The sequence below is a fragment of the Propionicimonas sp. genome, assembly GCF_034927565.1.
Taxonomy (GTDB): domain Bacteria; phylum Actinomycetota; class Actinomycetes; order Propionibacteriales; family Propionibacteriaceae; genus Propionicimonas.
Genome location: NZ_JAYFPT010000083.1, coordinates 15,718 through 33,799 on the forward strand (window position 1 = coordinate 15,718; position 18,082 = coordinate 33,799).

The 18,082-nt window shown below is 69.4% G+C and carries 19 protein-coding genes; 5 read left to right on the forward strand and 14 right to left on the reverse strand.

Annotated features, from left to right (window positions below):
• Nucleotides 1-3: 3 nt before the first annotated feature.
• The 3 genes from purF to VB080_RS13210 all read left to right on the forward strand — a co-directional run bounded on the left by purF (nt 4) and on the right by VB080_RS13210 (nt 3,029).
• Entirely contained in the window at nt 4-1,476 is a 1,473-nt protein-coding gene (purF, locus tag VB080_RS13200; protein ID WP_323418915.1) for an amidophosphoribosyltransferase, read from the forward strand.
• The gene (purM, locus tag VB080_RS13205; protein WP_323418916.1) at nt 1,466-2,530 is read left to right on the forward strand and encodes a phosphoribosylformylglycinamidine cyclo-ligase; all 1,065 of its coding nucleotides are present in this window, start codon (nt 1,466-1,468) and stop codon (nt 2,528-2,530) included. The genes purF and purM overlap by 11 nt, the downstream gene beginning before the upstream one ends.
• Nucleotides 2,531-2,795: 265 nt before the next feature.
• Nucleotides 2,796-3,029: a DUF3073 domain-containing protein gene (locus VB080_RS13210; RefSeq protein ID WP_323418917.1), complete on the forward strand. Its 234-nt coding sequence runs from the start codon at nt 2,796-2,798 to the stop codon at nt 3,027-3,029.
• Nucleotides 3,030-3,101: 72 nt separating this feature from the next.
• Here the strand turns inward: VB080_RS13210 and VB080_RS13215 are convergent, their stop codons facing one another.
• The 3 genes from VB080_RS13215 to VB080_RS13225 all read right to left on the reverse strand — a co-directional run bounded on the left by VB080_RS13215 (nt 3,102) and on the right by VB080_RS13225 (nt 6,405).
• On the reverse strand, nt 3,102-3,860 hold the full coding sequence (locus VB080_RS13215; RefSeq protein ID WP_323418918.1) for a fructosamine kinase family protein: 759 nt from the start codon (nt 3,858-3,860) through the stop codon (nt 3,102-3,104).
• A 100-nt stretch (nt 3,861-3,960) separates the two neighbouring features.
• Nucleotides 3,961-5,163 (reverse strand): winged helix DNA-binding domain-containing protein, encoded by a 1,203-nt coding sequence (locus VB080_RS13220; RefSeq protein WP_323418919.1) that lies wholly within the window; start codon nt 5,161-5,163, stop codon nt 3,961-3,963.
• An 84-nt stretch (nt 5,164-5,247) separates the two neighbouring features.
• Entirely contained in the window at nt 5,248-6,405 is a 1,158-nt protein-coding gene (locus VB080_RS13225) for an epoxide hydrolase (protein ID WP_323418920.1), read from the reverse strand.
• Between the two features lie 108 nt (nt 6,406-6,513).
• Between VB080_RS13225 and VB080_RS13230 the strand changes: the two genes are divergently transcribed.
• Nucleotides 6,514-7,479, forward strand: a complete 966-nt coding sequence (locus VB080_RS13230) for a YafY family protein (protein WP_323418921.1) — start codon at nt 6,514-6,516, stop codon at nt 7,477-7,479.
• A gap of 115 nt (nt 7,480-7,594) precedes the next feature.
• On the opposite strand, the gene VB080_RS13235 is transcribed toward VB080_RS13230, so the two are convergent.
• The 10 genes from VB080_RS13235 to lipA all read right to left on the reverse strand — a co-directional run bounded on the left by VB080_RS13235 (nt 7,595) and on the right by lipA (nt 15,536).
• Nucleotides 7,595-8,359 (reverse strand): ABC transporter permease, encoded by a 765-nt coding sequence (locus VB080_RS13235; protein ID WP_323418922.1) that lies wholly within the window; start codon nt 8,357-8,359, stop codon nt 7,595-7,597.
• Nucleotides 8,359-9,120, reverse strand: coding sequence for an ABC transporter ATP-binding protein (locus VB080_RS13240; protein ID WP_323418923.1), 762 nt, complete (start codon nt 9,118-9,120; stop codon nt 8,359-8,361). The genes VB080_RS13235 and VB080_RS13240 overlap by 1 nt, the downstream gene beginning before the upstream one ends.
• Nucleotides 9,117-9,482 carry a DUF1048 domain-containing protein gene (locus VB080_RS13245; RefSeq protein ID WP_323418924.1) on the reverse strand — a complete coding sequence of 122 codons (366 nt, stop codon included), beginning with the start codon at nt 9,480-9,482 and terminating at the stop codon, nt 9,117-9,119. The genes VB080_RS13240 and VB080_RS13245 overlap by 4 nt, the downstream gene beginning before the upstream one ends.
• On the reverse strand, nt 9,479-9,808 hold the full coding sequence (locus VB080_RS13250) for a PadR family transcriptional regulator (RefSeq protein WP_323418925.1): 330 nt from the start codon (nt 9,806-9,808) through the stop codon (nt 9,479-9,481). The genes VB080_RS13245 and VB080_RS13250 overlap by 4 nt, the downstream gene beginning before the upstream one ends.
• Before the next feature lie 305 nt (nt 9,809-10,113).
• A complete protein-coding gene (locus VB080_RS13255) occupies nt 10,114-10,755 on the reverse strand; it encodes an MBL fold metallo-hydrolase (RefSeq protein WP_323418926.1) in 642 nt (213 codons plus the stop codon).
• Complete coding sequence (locus VB080_RS13260; protein ID WP_323418927.1) at nt 10,752-11,285, reverse strand: SRPBCC domain-containing protein; 534 nt, start codon at nt 11,283-11,285, stop codon at nt 10,752-10,754. The genes VB080_RS13255 and VB080_RS13260 overlap by 4 nt, the downstream gene beginning before the upstream one ends.
• Nucleotides 11,282-11,860 (reverse strand): helix-turn-helix domain-containing protein, encoded by a 579-nt coding sequence (locus VB080_RS13265; RefSeq protein WP_323418928.1) that lies wholly within the window; start codon nt 11,858-11,860, stop codon nt 11,282-11,284. The genes VB080_RS13260 and VB080_RS13265 overlap by 4 nt, the downstream gene beginning before the upstream one ends.
• 82 nt (nt 11,861-11,942) lie before the next feature.
• The gene (locus VB080_RS13270; RefSeq protein WP_323418929.1) at nt 11,943-13,736 is read right to left on the reverse strand and encodes an ABC-F family ATP-binding cassette domain-containing protein; all 1,794 of its coding nucleotides are present in this window, start codon (nt 13,734-13,736) and stop codon (nt 11,943-11,945) included.
• Nucleotides 13,737-13,794: 58 nt separating this feature from the next.
• Nucleotides 13,795-14,559 carry a DUF4191 domain-containing protein gene (locus VB080_RS13275; RefSeq protein ID WP_323418930.1) on the reverse strand — a complete coding sequence of 255 codons (765 nt, stop codon included), beginning with the start codon at nt 14,557-14,559 and terminating at the stop codon, nt 13,795-13,797.
• Entirely contained in the window at nt 14,559-15,536 is a 978-nt protein-coding gene (lipA, locus tag VB080_RS13280; RefSeq protein WP_323418931.1) for a lipoyl synthase, read from the reverse strand. Before lipA ends, VB080_RS13275 begins: the two co-directional genes overlap by 1 nt.
• 556 nt (nt 15,537-16,092) lie before the next feature.
• Between lipA and VB080_RS13285 the strand changes: the two genes are divergently transcribed.
• Entirely contained in the window at nt 16,093-17,385 is a 1,293-nt protein-coding gene (locus tag VB080_RS13285; protein ID WP_323418932.1) for an HNH endonuclease signature motif containing protein, read from the forward strand.
• A gap of 393 nt (nt 17,386-17,778) precedes the next feature.
• On the opposite strand, the gene VB080_RS13290 is transcribed toward VB080_RS13285, so the two are convergent.
• The coding region (locus VB080_RS13290) for a lipoyl protein ligase domain-containing protein (protein WP_416339642.1) at nt 17,779-18,082 on the reverse strand (304 nt) is incomplete at its 5' end.

Here is an 18,082-nt window from a genome sequence, read left to right on the forward strand (position 1 = left end):
CGCGTGGCCCTTGTGGACGACACCGATCTCGCTGCCCTGGAAGCCGACCACCCCCCGCGCGACGCGTGTGGCGTGTTCGGGGTCTGGGCGCCGGACGAGGAGGTGTCGAAACTCACCTACTTCGGGCTGTACGCGCTGCAGCACCGCGGGCAGGAGTCTGCGGGGATGGCGGTCAGCAACGGTGAGCGGATCATGGTCTTCAAGGACATGGGCCTGGTCTCGCAGGTCTTCGACGAGCCGGCGCTGAACTCACTGAAGGGCCATCTCGCGATCGGTCACTGCCGGTACTCGACCACGGGCGCGTCCACCTGGGGCAATGCGCAGCCCACCTTCCGCGCCACCGCCGATGCCGGTGGGCTGGCGCTGGGGCACAACGGCAACCTGACCAACACCGACGAACTCGAGGCCTGGTACGCCGAGCAGGACACCGGCCAGGTGATCCCGCGCAAGGACCGGATGGACTCCACCTCCGACACCGCGCTGCTGACAGCGCTGCTCTCGGCCTTCTCGGCCGACGGTCTCGAAGCCGCCGCGATGACCGTGCTGCCCCGGCTGCGCGGGGCGTTCTGCCTGTGCTTCTGCGACGAGAACACGTTGTTCGCTGCCCGCGACCCGCAGGGGATCCACCCGCTGGTCCTGGGACGGCTGGAGCGCGGCTGGGTGGTGGCCAGCGAGACCGCCGCGCTCGACATCACCGGCGCCACCTTCATCCGCGAGATCGAACCCGGCGAGCTGGTGATGATCGACGCCGACGGCCTGCGCAGCCGCCGGTTCACCGAGCCGGAGCCCCGTGGTTGCGTCTTCGAGTACGTCTACCTCGCCCGCCCCGACTCGCTGATCTCCGGCCGGCGGGTGCACTCCGTCCGCAAGGAGATCGGACGGACGCTGGCCATGGAGGCCCCGGTCGACGCCGACCTGGTGATCCCGACGCCGGAGTCCGGCACCCCGTCCGCGATCGGCTACGCCGAGGCTTCCGGCATCCCGTACGGCCAGGGCCTGGTGAAGAACTCCTACGTCGGGCGGACATTCATCCAGCCCAGCCAGACCATCCGGCAGCTCGGCATCCGGCTGAAGCTCAATCCGATCCGCGACGTCATCGAAGGCCGCCGGCTGGTGGTGGTGGACGACTCGATCGTCCGCGGCAACACCCAGCGGGCGCTGGTGCGGATGCTGCGCGAGGCCGGCGCGGCGGAGGTGCACGTCCGGATCGCCTCGCCACCGGTGGAATGGCCCTGCTACTTCGGGATCGACTTCGCCACCCGGGCCGAACTGATCGCTCCCGGCCTGGAGGTCGAGGAGATCTGCCGCTCGCTGGGCGCCGACTCGCTGGGCTACATCAGCCTGGCAGGGCTGGTCGCGTCCACCGGGATCGCGAAGCGGAAACTGTGCACCGCCTGCTTCGACGGCGAGTACCCGGTGTCGATCACCCCGGCGCGGGCGCTGCAACTGGAACTGGAGGGGAAGGTTGGCTGCTGAGAGATCGGCCTATGCCGCTGCCGGCGTCGACATCGAGGCGGGGGAGCGAGCCGTCGAGTTGATGAAGGCCTCGGTGGCGCGCACCCGGCGTCCCGAGGTACTGGGCGGGCTGGGCGGCTTCGCCGGCCTGTTCGACGCCTCGGCGCTGGCCCGCTACGACCATCCCGTGCTGGCCACCTCCACCGACGGGGTGGGCACCAAGGTGGCAATCGCGGCGGCGATGGGGGTCTACGACACTGTCGGCTACGACCTGGTCGGGATGCTGGTCGACGACCTGGTGGTCTGCGGCGCCGAGCCTTTGTTCGTCACCGACTACATCGCCTGCGGCAAGGTGTACCCGGAACGGATCGCCGCGCTCGTGGGAGGCATTGCCGCGGCCTGCGAGACGGCCGGTGCCGCCCTGCTGGGCGGAGAGACCGCCGAACACCCGGGGCTCTTGGACCCCGACGAGTTCGACATCGCCGGCGCCACCACCGGGGTGGTCGAACGGGCGAAGCTCCTGGGGCCCGAGTTGGTCCGTCCCGGGGACGTGGCGCTCGCGCTGGCCTCCTCGGGGCTGCACTCCAACGGCTATTCGCTGGTGCGCCATGTCCTGCTGGAACGGACCGGGTGGGCGCTCGACCGGCAGGTCGACGAACTCGGACGGACGCTCGGCGAGGAACTGCTGGAGCCGACCCGGGTCTATGCCAAGCCCTGCCTGGCGGTGATCGGGGCCACCGAAGTGCACGCGATGAGCCACATCACTGGCGGCGGCCTTGCCAACAACCTCGCCCGGGTGATTCCTGCCGGGGTGGAGGTCGTCCTCGACCGGGCCAGCTGGGCGCCGGCACCGATCTTCGGCCTGGTGCAACGGCTCGGTGGCGTCTCCCAGCCCGACCTTGAGGCAACCCTGAACATGGGGGTGGGGATGGTGGTCCTGCTGCCGGAGGCGTCCGTGGAGGACGCCCGGCGGGTGCTGGCGTCCGAGGGCGTGCAGTCCTGGGTCGCCGGCGAAGCGGTGGCGGCCGCCGGCACCGGCTCGGTGCGCCTGGTGGGCAGCCACCCCGCGTCCTGACCCGCGCACTGCCTCTTCCGTGGGCAGAGTCCCCCTCTTCCGGGCGCCCACGCTCCCGTGCACGATCTTGTACTGTGTTCGGTACAGCATGGTGCAGGCAGGCCGGCCGGCTTGCGACCAGAGCACGCTCCCGGCTGGTGGGTGCGCCAGCCGGTGGAGTCGTCTTTGAGTCGGCACGATCATTGGGTAACCTTGCGCTCACGACGAAACTTTGAACTGAAGCGGCCAAGCCGCTGTGGACAGGCGAGGGGGCTGACCCGACACTATGGGGCGCGGCCGTGCTAAGGCGAAGCAGACCAAGGTCGCTCGCGATCTGAAGTACCGTTCTTACTCCACCGATTTCGCTTCCCTGGAGCGCGAACTGCGGGGCGACGGCTACGAGCCGGACTACCCGGTTCCCGCCGATGAGGTCGAGGTGGAGGCCGACGACGACCAGTACTCCGATCTCGCGAGCCGCTACGCCGATTTCGACGACGAGGACGCCCGCCGCATCAGCTGAGGTTCAGGCCCTGCCCGAATCCGCCACCGCAGGCCGAGCCCGCGTGGGCCGGGAAGTCCAGCGGGGCCGCGCTCAGGAGTAGCGTCTGACGGCCGCCATGGCCTGGGCGCGGTAGCTGCTGCCGAACAGCACCAGGTGCACCAGCAGAGGGTGCAGCTGGTGCAGCGGGACCAGCCCTCGCCAGTCGGCCGGAAGCCACCTGCTGGCACTCTCGTAGGCTTCCAGGACGACACCCAGGTGAGGCGCGCCGAACAGGCTGAGCATCGCCAGGTCGGTGATCCGGTGGCCGCCCTGGGCGGCCGGGTCGATCAACACCACGCCGTCGGGGGAGTAGAGCACATTGCCCGACCAGAGATCGCCGTGGAGGCGGGCTGGGGGAGCGCCGTCGTCGAACTCGCCGTCCGTCAGTCTCCGGCAGAGCTGTTCGATCGCACCGAGGTCCGCGGACGTAAGGTCCCCGGCGTCCAGCGCCGCACGTGCATACGGCAGCACCCGCTGCTCGGCGTAGAACTCGCCCCAGCGTGGCTGCGGGCGCAGGCTGAGCGGGGCGTCCCCGATATAGCCGTCGCCGCTCCAGCCGTCCGGACCACTCCCGAAGGCGGCTGCCCCGGCATCGTGGGTACAAACCAGTGCCGCACCGAAAGCCTCGGCCGCGACCGGGGTCGGGGCGGCGTTCGCGATGTCCTGGAGCGTGATCGAGGACGCGGTGACCTCCAGGACCTGCGCCACCCGCGCCCCGTCCGGGACGGCGGCCAGCCACCGCAGCCCCGCCGCCTCCACGTCGAAGAAGCCGGCGGGTGCCAACGGGCGGCGCTTGGTGAACGGAGTCATGCAGTCCTCCGGGGGTCGACGGGACCGGATCCGGCCGGGCGGCCGCCTCCGGATCGCAGGGATGTCGTCCATCCTGCCTCAGGTGGACGGCGGGCGTGCATCAGGCGTCGGCTCCGTAGCTCTGAAGACGGACGTCCACGGCCGACGCTCCGCGTAGCGGGGCCAGCTGCTCGGCCTCCTCCTGGAGCAGCCTGCTGTTCCGCCCGGTCACCGGGCCGAAGGTGCTGATTGTGAGGGTCAGCTTCCGTCCGCCCTTGTGGGGACGCCAACTGCCGGCGATCTCTCCGTCCACCAGAACCGCACCCGGCTCGCCGATCGTCTTCCAGATCGCGCGGTGGCGGTCGGGGTCGACGACCGTGTGGCGGTCGCGCAGCTGGGTGTAGGGGTCGCGGGGAGGGAGCAGCCGCACACCGCTGGGCATCGCGGCGGACCGCAGGGCGCCGAGGTCTTCGGCGAGCATCCAGGCCTTCCCGGCGAACTCGACCTGCGCCAACTCGTCCTCGACCAGGTTCCACCAGGGCGCGACGTCCCTGGCGCGGAGGCCGAGCCAGGCCGCGAAGTCCGCGCGGGTCGACGGTCCGTAGCAGTGCAGGTAACGCCGGAGCAGTTCCGCGCGCGCGGTCGCCGGATCGACCTGCGGGAGCGGACCGCCGAGCCATTCGTCGACCAGCACGAACGGCGCCTTGTTCCCGGTGCGGGGGGCGAAGCACACCAGCTGCCGCAAGGTGAGGATGCGCAGGCAGAAGTGCACGACCGCCTCACCGAGCGGCTGCCCCGCGGCGTACGGGCCTTCCTGTTCCCATCTTTCGCGTTGCCAGGACGGCAGCTCAGAGGCGATCCGCTGGGCGACCTCCGCCCCCAGCTCGGTGATGGCCAGCGCGCGGCCGGTCAGCACCTCGCGGATCTCGGCCGCGGTGAGCTCGACGGCCTCGGACAGGCTCATACCGAGGGAGTCGACTGCCTGCTCGACGCCCGGAATCAGGTGACGCATCGCCTGCTCGTCCGCTGGCAGGACACCGGTGGTGAAGACCGGTGCGTCCACGGTCGGGAAGGAGAACGGCGCGCCCCGCATGCACCAGGTCTGCAGCAGGCTCTTCTCCCGCCCGATCGCCGCAGCCAGCCGTTCCCGGGTGACGCCCACCACCCTGGCGTGCAGGGCGAGCAGCGCCGACCCGGGAGGGCTGTCCTGGACCCCGCACCGCCCGGCGGCGTCGATCAGCCTGTCCTCGTCCAGGCGTGCGGTGAGATTGTGGGCTGCCAGGCGGAACCCGATAACCCTGTCTCTGGAGATCCAGTCCGCCACTCGCACAACCCTAGCCGGGCTGGGCAGGTGCGACGTTGTCGCGAAGAACCCCCGCACCTGGTGCCGCGCTGGTGAGTCAAGGCCTCAGAGCGAGCCGAAGAACTCGCGCAGGTCCCCGACAACCAGGTCGGGGTCGGTGAGGTAGGCGAAGTGCCCGCCACGCGGCAGTTCGGTGTAGCGGACCAGGTTGGCGCTGCGCTCGACGCAGGCACGGATCGAGCGGTAGTCCTCGGGCGGGACGGCGACCGCGACGGGCACGCTGATCGGCAGGTCGCGGTAGCCGGCGCCGGTCAGAGCGTTCTCCCGGTAGAGCCGGGCGGCCGAGCCGGAAGTCTGGGTGAACCAGTAGACGGACAGGTGCCTCAGGAAGTCCTCGACGTCGACCGACGCCGCGCCGTCGCCCCAGCCGCTCCAGAAGTCGCCGTTCCAGGTGAGAGCACCGGCAGGAGAGTCGTCCAGTGCGTACCCGACGGTCGCCGGACGCTTGATCTGCATGTCCTGATAGCCAGCCTTTGCCTGGAACTGGGCGGTGGTCCCGCCCTGCAGGCTGGCCCAGTCCTCGGGAGTGAGTCGGGCCGACTCTGCCTCGTCCCCCGAAGGAAAGGCGAAGAACTGCAGCACGTGGACGCCCAGCAGCCCGGGCGGGGCGAGGATCCCGAGTTCGCGGGCGACCAGGGCGCCGAGGTCATTGCCGGCCGCTCCATAGTTGGCGTAGCCGAGCCGGTTCATCAGGGTGTCGAGGGCGGCGGCGGTCCGCGCCGCGTCCCAGCCGACCTGCCTGGTCGGACCACTGAAGCCGGTGCCGAGGATGCTCGGCACCACCACGTCGAAGGCCTGCCGGCCGTCGTCGGGTTCGGTCAGCAGCGCGATCACGTGCTCGAACTCCAGGACGGTCGCCGGCCAGCCGTGCAGCAAGAGCAGCGGGAGCGCGTCCGGCTGCGACGAGCGGACGTGCCAGAAGTGGATGCGCTGGCTGTCCACCTCGGTGATGAACTGCGGGAACCGGTTGAGCCGGGCCTGCAGCGCCGCAAAGTCGACATCGGACCAGCGGGCAGCCCAGTCGCGGGCAACCTCCAGCGGTAGGCCGAAGTCGGTGCCGGCCCCGTCGGCCTCGACCGGCCAGCGGGTGTGAGCCAGACGGTCGCGCAGGTCGGCAACCGCCGCGTCGTCGATCGTGACGGTGAAGGGCCGGATATCGGCGGGGGTGAACGCTGTTGTGTCGGTGTCGGTGTCGGTGGTCATGAGGATCGGCCTCCTGGCTGGGTGCGGCTCCCGGTGAGCTGCTCTGGAATCAAGCCTCCTGCCCTTTTAGGTCAAGTTCTGTCCTGTATGTGGGAGAATCGTGGAGACATGTGGGAGACCTCCGCTCGACTGCTCCAGTTACTCAGCCTGCTGCAGGTTCGCCGGGAGTGGACCGGCCCGGAGTTGTCCGCGCGCCTCGAGGTGAGCGAGCGGACGGTGCGTCGCGACATCGATCGGCTGCGGGCGCTCGGCTACCCGGTGGACGCCACCCGGGGCAGTGTTGGTGGCTACCGGCTGGCGTCCGGGGCTGACCTGCCGCCACTGCTGCTGGACGACGAGGAGGCGGTTGCGATCGCGGTCGGGCTGCGCACCGCCGCCCGCTCGCCGGTCACCGGGATCGAGGAGGCCTCGGCGCGTGCGCTGGTCAAGCTGGAGCAGGTGATGCCGGCCCGGCTGCGTGGCCGGGTTTCCGCGGTCGCCGCTTCGGTGGTCGCCATCCCGCCTGACGCACCGGCTCCGGCCGTGGACGCCGACCTGGTCGCGGGGCTGAGCCTGGCTGTGCGTGATCACGAGGTGCTGCGGTTCGACTACGTCGCGCACGGTGGGGAGGAGACGATGCGGCGGGTCGAGCCGGTGCGACTGGTGGTCTGGGGGCGGCGCTGGTACCTGGTCGCCTGGGACCTCGGCCGGGCCGACTGGCGCACCTTCCGGGTCGACCGGATCGGCCACCTGTGGTCCCCGTCCGGGCCGAGGTTCACCCCGCGCGAGTTGCCCGAGGACCCGGTCGTCTGGGTGGCGCGCACTGTCTCGGCGGCCGGCTTCCGGGTGCGGGCACGGCTGTTGGTGCACGCGCCCGCGTCCGTGGTGAGCCAGAAGATCAGCCCGGCTGTCGGGGTGGTCGAGGCCGTGGACACCGACAGCTGCGTGCTGGTCACCGGTGCCGACCACCTGGAGACGATCGCGGTCTACGTCGGCTTCCTTGATGCCGACTTCGAGGTGTTGGAGCCACCGGAGTTGACCGCCCAGGTGCGGGAGTTGGCCGAGCGCTACGTGCGCGCAGCCGGGCACGGCTGACCAGCCTCCACCGAGAGACGTCCCTGCGTCCCGCTGCCTTCCCGTTCACGCGCAACGTCGGGCAGGGGAGGGTCGGACAGGTTTGAGCGGTGGAGTTGGCGGTGGACGCAGGACTTCAGCGGGTGCGCCGCCGGTAGGCGACCATTGCCAGCACCCAGGCGACAAGCAGGATGCCCACCAGCCAGGCGAGCGCGACCCACAGCTCGGCCCCGACGGGCTGACCGGTGAGCAGGGCGCGCAGCGCGTCCACGATGGCGGTCGTCGGCTGGTATTCGGCGAAGACCCGTACCGGTCCGGGCATGGCGGCGGTGGGGACGAAGGCGGAACTGAGGAAGGGCAGGAAGATCAGCGGGTAGGCGAAGGCACTGGCACCGTCCATCGAGCTGGCGGTCAGCCCGGGAGTGACAGCCAGCCAGGTCAGTGCCAGCGTGAACAGGACCAGGATGCCGGCGACCGCGAGCCAGGACAGCACGCCAGCGCTGGTGCGAAAGCCCATCACCACCGCGACGCCGACGACCGCGGCTACCGCGACCAGGTTGGCGACCAGGGAGGTCAGGACGTGGGCCCACAGCACCGACGTCCGCGCGATCGGCAGGGAGCCGAACCGGTCGACGATGCCGCTCTTCAGATCACCGAACAGTCGGACGGCGGTGTAGGTGACACCCGAGGCGATGGTGATCAGCAGGATCCCCGGCAGCAGGTAGGTGACGTAGGGCGTGTTCGCCCCGGTAGCGATGGCGCCGCCGAACACGTAGACGAACAGCAGCATGATGGCAACCGGCATCAGCACCGTGGTGATGATCGTGTCCGGGCTGCGCAGGATGTGGCGCAGGGACCGTCCGGTGAGCACGGTGGTGTCGGTGAGGACGTGGCTGGACATCAGTTCTGCTCCGGTTCGCCCACCAGAGCGAGGAAGACATCCTCCAGGGTGGGTTGCCGCTCGACGTACTCGACCCTGGCGGGTGGGAGCAAGGCCTTGAGCTCGGCGAGGGTGCCGCGGACGATGATCCGGCCGTCGTGCAGGATCGCGATCCGATCGGCGAGTTGCTCGGCCTCGTCCAGGTACTGGGTGGTGAGCAGGACGGTGGTCCCGTTCGCGGCGAGTTCGCGCACCGACGCCCACACCTCGAGGCGGGCCTGGGGGTCGAGCCCGGTGGTCGGTTCGTCGAGGAAGACCACCGGCGGGTTCCCGATCAGGCTCATCGCGATGTCGAGGCGGCGGCGCATACCTCCCGAGTAGGTCGACACCCTGCGCTCGGCGGCGGCGGTGAGCCCGAATCTGTCCAGCAGGTTGGACGCGATCGCGCCGGCGCCTGGAAGGTGGCGCAGCCGCGCGACCAGGATGAGGTTCTCGCGCCCGGTGAGGAGGTCGTCGACCGCGGCGAACTGGCCGGTGAGGCTGATCGAGGCGCGGACGTCTGCCGCCTGCCTGGCGGTGTCGAAGCCGTTGACCTCGGCGCGGCCGCCGTCGGCCTGCAGCAGGGTCGCGAGGATCCTGACCAGGGTGGTCTTGCCGGCGCCGTTCGAGCCGAGCAGGGCGACGATGGTGCCCGGTTCCACATCGAGGTCGACGCCGCGCAGCACCTCCACGTCCTGGAACGACTTCGCCAGCCCGCGCACCTTGATCGCAGGTTCAGTCATTGCTCCGGCCCGCCCTGCTCTGCCTCGGCGATGGTGGAGCGGAGGCGGCGCTGCTCGCGGGTGCGCCAGTCTCTGGTGCCGTAGTTCGACGCGAATGTGTCGGCGAACTCGACCGGATCGACGCCGACGATGTCGCGGATCGGCGTGTGATCGGCGGCGGCCCGCTCGAACAGGTCGGCAAGGTCCTCCCACAACTGCATCGATGCGTCGTAGCCCTGTGAGCCCGCGTGCAGCAGGTATCGCTCGATGGCGGCGACGGTGGTGCGATACGGGTGGGGGAGTGCGGCGGCGCGCGCCTTGTACTGCCGCCAGCGCTTCTTCTCGCCGAGGTCTCCGGTCACGATTTCGATGAAGTTCTTCATTTCTCTCCTTCGCGCAGTTGTGCGAGCCGGTCCGACAGGAAGCTCCATGTCCCCCAGAACTCGTCCAGGTAGTCGCGGCCGTGGGAGTTGAGCGAGTACACCTTGCGGGGCGGCCCGATCTGGGACGGAACCTTCTCGACGTCGACCAGGCCGCGCTGCTCGATCCTGACCAGCAGCGCGTAGATGGTGCCCTCGGCGATCTCGGTGAAGCCCTGCTCCCGCAGCCAGGCGGTGATCTCGTACCCATATGCCGGCCGCAGCGCGAGGATGGCCAGCACGAGGCCCTCCAGGGTGCCCTTGAGCATCTCGGTGATCTGCTTGCCCACTGGGCCTCCTCACTACTCACTGTCACTGACTACTGGTAGATAGTAACACTGAATACTGAGGAGGCAAGCCACTGCTCTGGGCTGCAAACCGGCCGGACGGGCGGTGGGTCATCCAGCAGAAGGGGAAGGCCGCCTCGGGGGAAAGCGTCGGTCAACCAGGGCGCGGGCGATCCGCCGAGCCTGCTCGCGGCCGATCTCTCGCACAAACCGGGCGAACCGGGTGCCTCGCGTGGATATTGCACGCGAGTGGCCGGGATTGCCCGGTTTGTGCAGGTCACCGGCCGGGGTGGGCGGCGTGCTGCTGGTCACTCGGCCGTCGGCGACCCCGGACGCCAGGGTTCGTGCGCGTGTGAGAGCCAGACCAACTGCGGGTCGAGGGCGCGGATCAGCCGCTGCCCCTCGGTGTGCGGGTCGTCCAGCTCACCGGCCCAGACGGCCGTGTCACCGGCGACGACGATCGGCTGTGCGCCGGTCTCCACGACCACGATCTGGCTGCCGCGGGTGTGGCCCGGTGCGAGCAGAAGGCGCACTCCGGGCAGCAGTTCGTGTTCACTCTCGGCCGGGACATACTGCAGCGTCAGGTCGGGCGGGTCCACCCACGCGCCGATGGTGTAGTCGTCCTGACCGCGGGCGTCGTCGAGTTCCTGTCGCTGGACGTGGATGGGCCGGCCGACGAACAGGTGGTTGCCGCCGCAGTGGTCGAAATGCAGATGGGTGTTGACCACGATGTCGATGTCCTCGGGGTCGAAGCCCCACTGGGCCACGGGGTGCAACCGGGGCTCCATGTCGGCGATCGCGGGGTGGAGCCGGGTCAGGCCGGTGTCGACCAGGACGCGGGCGTCCGGGTGGTCGATGAGGTGGACGTAGACCGGCAGTTCCACGCCCGGCAGGTCGCCGACCTGGACGGCGGTGACGGTGATTGCGCCGGGCCTGCCCGCCCCGGTCATGGCTGGACCGCCCCGGCGAAGTGCGCGGCGAGCCCGTCCCAGATCGGAATGGTGCTGGCGACCATCTCGGCGAAGAACTCATTCTCCCAGTCCGCACCGCTCCCGTAGGCGCTGGTGACGATGCGAATCACGCAACTGCCGCCGGAGGTGGCTTCGATGAGGAACTCGGTCGCGATCGGCGTGACCAGCCGGAGATCGTCGTACACCTCGGACAGCGGAACGCCGATCCGGTCGAACCACGCGAGCATCCCGGCCGGCACCTCGTCCGCACGGTCGGCGATCGGCCAGGGCTCCTGGTAGGCGAAGCGACGGGTGGGGGTGTGGTCGGTGACCGTCCCGGTCGAGGTGATCTCGCCGAGGTCGAAGGAGATCTCCCCGCCCACCCGTGGGTCGAGCCGGGTCGGCACCATCCACGACGAGATGCCCTCAGCGGTTGCGATTGCCTGCCACACCTGATCGGGAGTGGCAGCGACCTGGTAGCGGCGCTCCGCGCGGTGCTCGACGCGCTCCGGCTGGTTCGGACTGCTCATGATGCCTCTTCTCTCGGACGGGGATAGGACGAGACGGTCAGCCGGTGCGGCCGTCCGTCGTCGTGGTGGTACCGGGCGACCAGGCCGGCGACCGCCGACTGCAACTCGGCGGCGAAGGCAGCGCGGTCCTCCGGCGAGGCGAACCCGATCACGGTGTCGATGGTCAGGGTCGGCAGCCGCCTGGCGTCGCCGGCGTCGTGGGCGATCGCTCCCACCTCGGACACGGCCCGGGCGTTCACCGCCACCAGATAGCCGGCCGAGAGCTGGTCGGCGACCTGGTCAGGGTCGATGGCCGTGCTCTGGAGGACGTCGGGGGAGACCATGAGTTGGCGCGCAGAGCGGCGCACGAAGCGCTCGGTGATGCCGCCCCAGCTGCGGGTCTCGGTCGGCTCGACCAGCCCGTGGGCCTCCAGCGCCCGCAGGTGGTAGTTGACCTTCTGCCGGGTCAGCCCGACCGCCGCCGCGATCGTGGTCGCCGATCCAGGCTCCGTCAAGGCGTTGAGGACGGCGGCCCGGATCGGGTCGAGCGCCGCCTCCACGGCGGCGGTGTTGCTGAGTACCTGGACGTCCTCCATGTCTTCACCGTAAGCCTTGACAAAAAATATTGTCAAGGACTCATCGCAACTCGGCCACCAGTTCGTGGGGCGGGGGCCGGGATCAGTCGAGTTGTTCGGAGAGTTCCAGCCAGCGTTCCTCCAGGCCGGCGGCCTCGTCCGTCAGTGAACGGACCTTCTCGGTCAGCTCCTGCAGGCCCTGGTAGTCGCTGTGGTCATGGGCGGCCATCTTCTGGTGGACGGCGTCGATGTCGGTGCCGAGCCTGCCGAGCCGGCGCTCGACAGCGGAGAGCTCCTTCTGCACGGCGCGGCGCTCGGCACCGGAGAGGGAGGGATGGGTGCCGGCCTGCGCGGGGGCGGACGCCCGGGACGCCGGGACGGGTGCGGCGGCCTGGTCGCGGCGGAGCCGCAGGTACTCATCCACGCCGCCGGGCAGGTGCCGCAGGTGGCCGTCCAGGATGGCGTACTGCTGGTCGGTCACCCGCTCCACCAGATAGCGGTCGTGAGAAACCACGATCAGCGTGCCCGGCCAGGAGTCCAGCAGGTCCTCCATTGCCGCCAGCATCTCTGCGTCGACGTCGTTGGTCGGTTCGTCCAGGCAGATCAGGTTGAGTTCGTCGAGCAGGAGCAGCAGCAGTTGCAGCCGCCGCTTCTGGCCGCCGGAGAGCTCGGCAACCCGGGTGGCGAGGTGCTCCCGGGCGAAGCCCAGCCGCTCCAGCAGTTGGGCGGGGGTGAGGTCCCTGCCGTCCACGGTGAAGGTAGTCCGGGTGCGGGCCAGCACCTCGCGGACCCGGTCGTCCCCGATCTCGGCGAGCTGGGAGAACTGCTGGTCGAGCAGCCCGAGCCGGACGGTCTTTCCGCGCTTCACCCGGCCGCTGGTGGGTCTGACGTCGCCCGAGATCAGCCCCAGCAGGGTGGACTTGCCGCTGCCGTTGGCCCCGACGATGCCGGTCCGCTCGCCCGGTGCGATCCGCCAGGTGACGTCCCGCAGCACCTCATTGTCGCCGTAGCTGACCCCGGCGTCCTCGAGATCGACCACGTCCTTGCCCAGCCGGGCGACCGCCAGCCGCTGCAGTTCGAGCGGGTTGCGAATCGGCGGCACGTCCTCGATCAGCACGGTGGCCGCGTCGATCCGGAACTTCGGCTTGCTGGTGCGGGCCGGGGCGCCGCGACGCAACCAGGCCAGCTCCTTGCGCATCAGGTTCTGCCGCTTGGCCTCGGTGGCCGCCGCGATCCGGTCGCGTTCCACCCGCTGCAGCACGTAGGCCGCGTAGCCGCCCTCAAACGGCTCGACGACGCCGTCGTGCACCTCCCAGGTCGAGGTTGCCACCTCGTCCAGGAACCAGCGGTCGTGGGTGACCACCAGCAGTCCGCCACTGTTGCGTGCCCAGCGGTTCTTCAGGTGTTCGGCCAGCCAGGCGATGCCCTCGATGTCCAGGTGGTTGGTCGGCTCGTCCAGCGCGATCACGTCCCAGTCGCCGACCAGCAGCGCAGCCAGGGACACCCGGCGGCGCTGGCCGCCGCTCAGCTCGCCGACCGTCGCCGTCCAGTCGATGTCGGCCACCAGCCCGGTGATCACCTCCCGGATCGCAGGGCTGCCCGCCCACTCGTGTTCGGGACGGGTCCCGACGATGGTATGACCAACTGTCGCCGCGGGATCGAGGTCGTCGCCCTGGGCCAGCACCCCGAAGCGGACGCCGCCGCGCCGCACCACCCGGCCCGACTGCGGCCTGGTCAGGCCGCTCAGCAACCCCAGCAGACTCGACTTGCCGTCGCCGTTGCGTCCGACGATGCCGATCCGGTCACCCTCCTCGACACCCAGTGTCAGGCCGTCGAAGACCACCTTGGTGGGGTACTCCAGGTGTAACGACTCGGCGACCACCAGCGGGGTCGCCATCAGCGGCCCCCGGCCTCACCGGCAACGCGGAGCGGGCGCCGCACGGAATTGCGCAACCTCAGCGCCCGCGCATCGCGCGGTTCATGCCCTTCATGGACGGCATCGGTCCACGCGGCAGCGGCACCCGCGGACGCACCGCGTCCAGCGCCTTGAGCCGCTGCTTGACCTCTGCCTGCTGCACCTTCTGCAGCGCCTTCGGCATCTTCTTGAGATGATCGGCGAGCTTGGCCAGCGGAACCTGGCCCTCGCCGTCGCCCATGATGACGGTGCTCACCGGCACCCCGTAGGCGACCTGCTCGTGCTTCTTCTGCTCGGAGGCGAGCAGGGTCTTCAGCCGGGCCGGTGAACCCTCGCCGATCAGGACGACGCCGGACGGGCCGACAGCCCGGTGCACGATGTCGTACTGCCGGGTGGCGGTGATCGCCGCGGTGTAGTCCCACTTCTTCTTGTCGAGCATGCTGAGCGCCACCTCGGCGGCCCCTGGTTGACCCTCGTAGCGCTTGAACGTGGCCTTCTTGGCCCGGTTCAGCAGCAGGTACATGGCGGCGATCAGGCCGCCGAGGACGCCAGTGATCAGCCACATCCACCACGGCGGCAGGAAGATGCCGATCAGCGAGATGACCACCGCCACGCCGAGCCCGGCGCCGAGCAGGTACCAGGTCAGCTGCGGATCGACCTGGGCGGTGACCCGGTAGGTCTCCTTGACCTGCTTGAACCAGCCCCAGTCCTTGGGGTTGTCCGAGTTCTTCTTGGCCTGTTTGAGGGCCTGGACCTCGGCCTTCTGCTTGGCGGCCAGCTCCTTGGCCCGCTCGCTCTTCGCCATTACGCGCTCCGGATTCCTTGCTCGTCCCGCTGCTTGCGGGGTTGTTCGTCGTTGTGCTGTTGCCGACCTTCGATCGCCTGGCGGTACAGCCGGCCCGCCCGGTAGGAGGATCTCACCAGTGGGCCGCTCATGACGCCGGCGAAGCCGATCTCGTTCGCTTCGGCGGCGAGTTCGTCGAACTCCTGCGGGGTCACCCAGCGGTCGATCGGATGGTGGTGGACGGACGGGCGCAGGTACTGCGTGATGGTGATCAGCTCGGTGCCGGCGTCGTGCAGGTCGCGCAGCGTGACTGAGACCTCCTCGCGGGTCTCGCCCATCCCCAGGATCAGGTTCGACTTGGTGATCAGGCCCTTGGCGCGAGACTTGGTCAGGACGGCCAGCGAACGCTCGTAGTTGAAGCCCGGCCGGATCCGCCGGAAGATCCGCGGCACGGTCTCGACATTGTGCGCAAAGACCTCGGGACGGGTCTCGAACAGCGGGTCGAGCCATTCGTCGGCGTTGTTGAAGTCGGGGGCGAGCATCTCCACCCCGACCCCCGGGTTCAGTTCGTGGATCGTGCGGATGGTCTCGGCGTAGAGCCAGGAGCCGCCGTCGTCCAGGTCGTCCCGGCAGACCCCGGTGACGGTGGCGTAGCGCAATCCCATCGTCCTCACCGACTCGGCGACGCGCCTCGGCTCACCGGTGTCGTAGCCGGACGGCTTGCGGGACTCGATCTGGCAGAAATCGCAGCGCCGGGTGCAGGAGTCGCCACCGATCAGGAAGGTGGCCTCGCGGTCCTGCCAGCACTCGAAGATGTTCGGGCAGCCAGCTTCCTGGCAGACCGTGTGCAGGCCCTCGGACTTCACCAGCTGCTGCAGGTCGCGGTAGTCAGGCCCCATGGTGGCGGTGGTCTTGATCCAGGACGGCTTGCGCTCGATCGGGGTCTGCGCATTGCGCACCTCAAGGCGCAGCAGGCGTCGTGGCTCGGTTACCGTCACCGGGGCATTCTATCGGTTCGGGCGCAGCGCCCCGAACCCCGGGACGGCGGCGGCTTCTCCGGCGTCGCCGCGCTTCGGGATTCTGGGGCGGGCTGACCTCGAGGGCTGTGTGAGGAGCCGGGGGTCAGAGCTGAGTTCGCGATGTCCGGCGTTGTCCCTGGGCCCATCGATCGCCGGGTGGGCGCCGAACCAGGCGACCATGGTGGTCTTCGGGGCCGGTTAGTCACCACGTGCGATATCGGGTCAGGCGATCATGCCGGACTTCGGGCCTGGGGCTGCCAGTCATCGCCAATCACCGCGCGAGGCGCATGATCAGCCCGGACGGGCGGCTACCGACCTGCTGTTGTGTCGTCGTTGGTCGTTGGTCGTTGGTCGTTGGTCGTTGGTCGTTGGTCGCCCAGGCACGGCGGTCTGACAGTTCATGGGGTCAGCCCGGGTTATCCACAGGGTAGTTCTACCCCACGAAAACCTTGGTGGTAAGCGGTTTTGGGGTGGTGAGAGAGCGTAGCTTCGACTAAGATATCGAACAGTTGTTTGAATCGGGAAGGAGGGAATTGTGGTCGCGCAACCCGTCGAGAGCAGCCAGTTGGAGGCCCGGCTGAGTCAGCTGCACGCGCTGGTGGCCGCGATCCCTCTGGCCGCCTACTCCGATCAGACTCCCGCCGAGGCTCGGCGCACCGCGATGGCGCTGCGTACCCTGGAGTCGATGCTGCGCACCCATGTGAGCGCGGCGGTGCGGGCGGTCGATCGGCTGGTACCGACCCGGCAGGCCAGCCAACTGCTGGCTGGCGACTTCGGCCTGGATGCTGCCACCGCGCATCGGGAGATCAAGGACGCGCGTGTCCTGGCGGCAGCCAGCGCTGCAGAGCGGGCAGCGGCGGATGGCAGGATTTCGCTGCCTCATGCCATGGTGATCGGTGCCGCGTTGCGGCAACTTCCGGAGCAGGTCAACCCCGAGCAGCGTCGGTTGGCTGAAGCGCAGCTCATCGTCGACGCCGCGAGCCTGTCACCGAAGGATCTGACCACCCGGGCCCGGAGGATCACCGAGTTGTACGACGAGGTTGAAGCGGTGGATGCCTACGAGGATCAGCTGTTGACCCGAGCGGAGACCCGCGCCCGCAGCCGGGCGTCGTTGTCGATGTGGGACAACCACGACGGCACCTGGCAGGGCAGGTTCGTGCTGCCTGAACTCCAGGCCAGAATGTTGAAGACGGTCGTCGATGCGTTCGCCGCCCCGCGGCGCTCCCACCTTGAGCAGCTGCGGCTGAGCCGACTCGAGCGGGCACGAGCCGAAGTCGAGAACGACAAGCCCTACGACCGCAAAGCGGGCGAGGCACTGATGGCGTTGATCGAACACCTGCCCACCGATGGCCTGCCGACCACCGGCGGCACCCCGGCCCGGATCGTGATCACCATCGACGAAGCCAAGCTTCGCTCCGCCACCCCTGCCACGCTGGCCACCGGGGAACGGATCTCGGCCGGTCAGTTGCGCAGGCTGGCGTGCTCCCACGGGATCCTGCCCGCCGTGCTGGGAGGTGCCGGAATTCCGGTGGAGCTGGGTAGAAGCCAGCGGTTGTTCTCTGCCGCACAGCGCGATGCCCTGGCAGTCATGGACGGGGGGTGCGTGGCGCCCGGGTGTGATCGTCCACCGGCGTGGTGCGAGGCTCACCACGGTGGGTTGCCGTTCGCCGACGGTGGAAAGACCGACCTGAACCAGGGCTATCTGTTGTGTTCGGCTCACCACCACGACGCTCACCAGCGGAAGTGGCGGTTCCGACGTGCACCGGACGGTCGCGCTGAGGTCGATCGTGGCCGCGGCTGGGAGCGCCACCATCGCTACCGACCCTGAACCCGGTAGCCAGGGGACAGCCATGCCTGCGGGCAGCCAACACATATCAACAGCGGAACACTTGGTGAGGGCCGGATGACACTCCCGACCCTCACAGGCAGCGGCGCGGGAGTTCAGGTAAGCAGCCGATCAGCGTAGCCGTCACGCATTGGGCAATGCTTGTCCGGCGAGCTGGATGGTCGGGCTGAGGCGGTCAGCCACAGTCGGCGTTACTCAGCGTTACGCGGTCAGGGTGGGGGCGCTCCTGGAGGCCCAAGGTTACTCGGTCAGGTCGGAAGCCATGGGTCAGGTGGGGCCATGCGGTCAGGCCTGGGGTTATGTGGTCAGGCCCGTGGTTACTCGGTCAGGTCAGGGGCATGCGGTCAGGGTGGGGGCGCTCATGCAGGCCCGGGGTCACACGGTCAGGCCCAGGGTCACGCGGCCGGTGAGGTCGGCGACATCAGGCGAAGGGACGTAGGGGCCGAAAGCGAGCAACTCGGTCAAGTGTGGCTCCAGTCGGTGGGCGACCTCCAGCAGAGTGGGTGCCGGGCCGTCCAGTTCGTCGGCCAGCGAGGTAACCCCCGCGTCGGGGATGCCGCAGGGCACGATCCTGGCGAAGCCACTCAGGTCGCTGGTGACATTCAGCGCGAAGCCGTGCATGGTGGTCTGGCGCATCACCCGGATGCCGATGGCGGCGATCTTGCGCTCCGGGCTGCGT

Coding starts and splice junctions, on each gene's coding strand:
- VB080_RS13210 (WP_323418917.1), top strand. CDS start 2,796: ATGGGGCGCGGCCGTGCTAAGGCGAAGCAGACCAAGGTCGCTCGCGAT.
- VB080_RS13215 (WP_323418918.1), bottom strand. CDS start 3,860: ATGACTCCGTTCACCAAGCGCCGCCCGTTGGCACCCGCCGGCTTCTTC.
- VB080_RS13225 (WP_323418920.1), bottom strand. CDS start 6,405: ATGACCACCGACACCGACACCGACACAACAGCGTTCACCCCCGCCGAT.
- VB080_RS13230 (WP_323418921.1), top strand. CDS start 6,514: ATGTGGGAGACCTCCGCTCGACTGCTCCAGTTACTCAGCCTGCTGCAG.
- VB080_RS13235 (WP_323418922.1), bottom strand. CDS start 8,359: ATGTCCAGCCACGTCCTCACCGACACCACCGTGCTCACCGGACGGTCC.
- VB080_RS13240 (WP_323418923.1), bottom strand. CDS start 9,120: ATGACTGAACCTGCGATCAAGGTGCGCGGGCTGGCGAAGTCGTTCCAG.
- VB080_RS13245 (WP_323418924.1), bottom strand. CDS start 9,482: ATGAAGAACTTCATCGAAATCGTGACCGGAGACCTCGGCGAGAAGAAG.
- VB080_RS13255 (WP_323418926.1), bottom strand. CDS start 10,755: ATGACCGGGGCGGGCAGGCCCGGCGCAATCACCGTCACCGCCGTCCAG.
- VB080_RS13260 (WP_323418927.1), bottom strand. CDS start 11,285: ATGAGCAGTCCGAACCAGCCGGAGCGCGTCGAGCACCGCGCGGAGCGC.
- VB080_RS13265 (WP_323418928.1), bottom strand. CDS start 11,860: ATGGAGGACGTCCAGGTACTCAGCAACACCGCCGCCGTGGAGGCGGCG.
- VB080_RS13270 (WP_323418929.1), bottom strand. CDS start 13,736: ATGGCGACCCCGCTGGTGGTCGCCGAGTCGTTACACCTGGAGTACCCC.
- VB080_RS13275 (WP_323418930.1), bottom strand. CDS start 14,559: ATGGCGAAGAGCGAGCGGGCCAAGGAGCTGGCCGCCAAGCAGAAGGCC.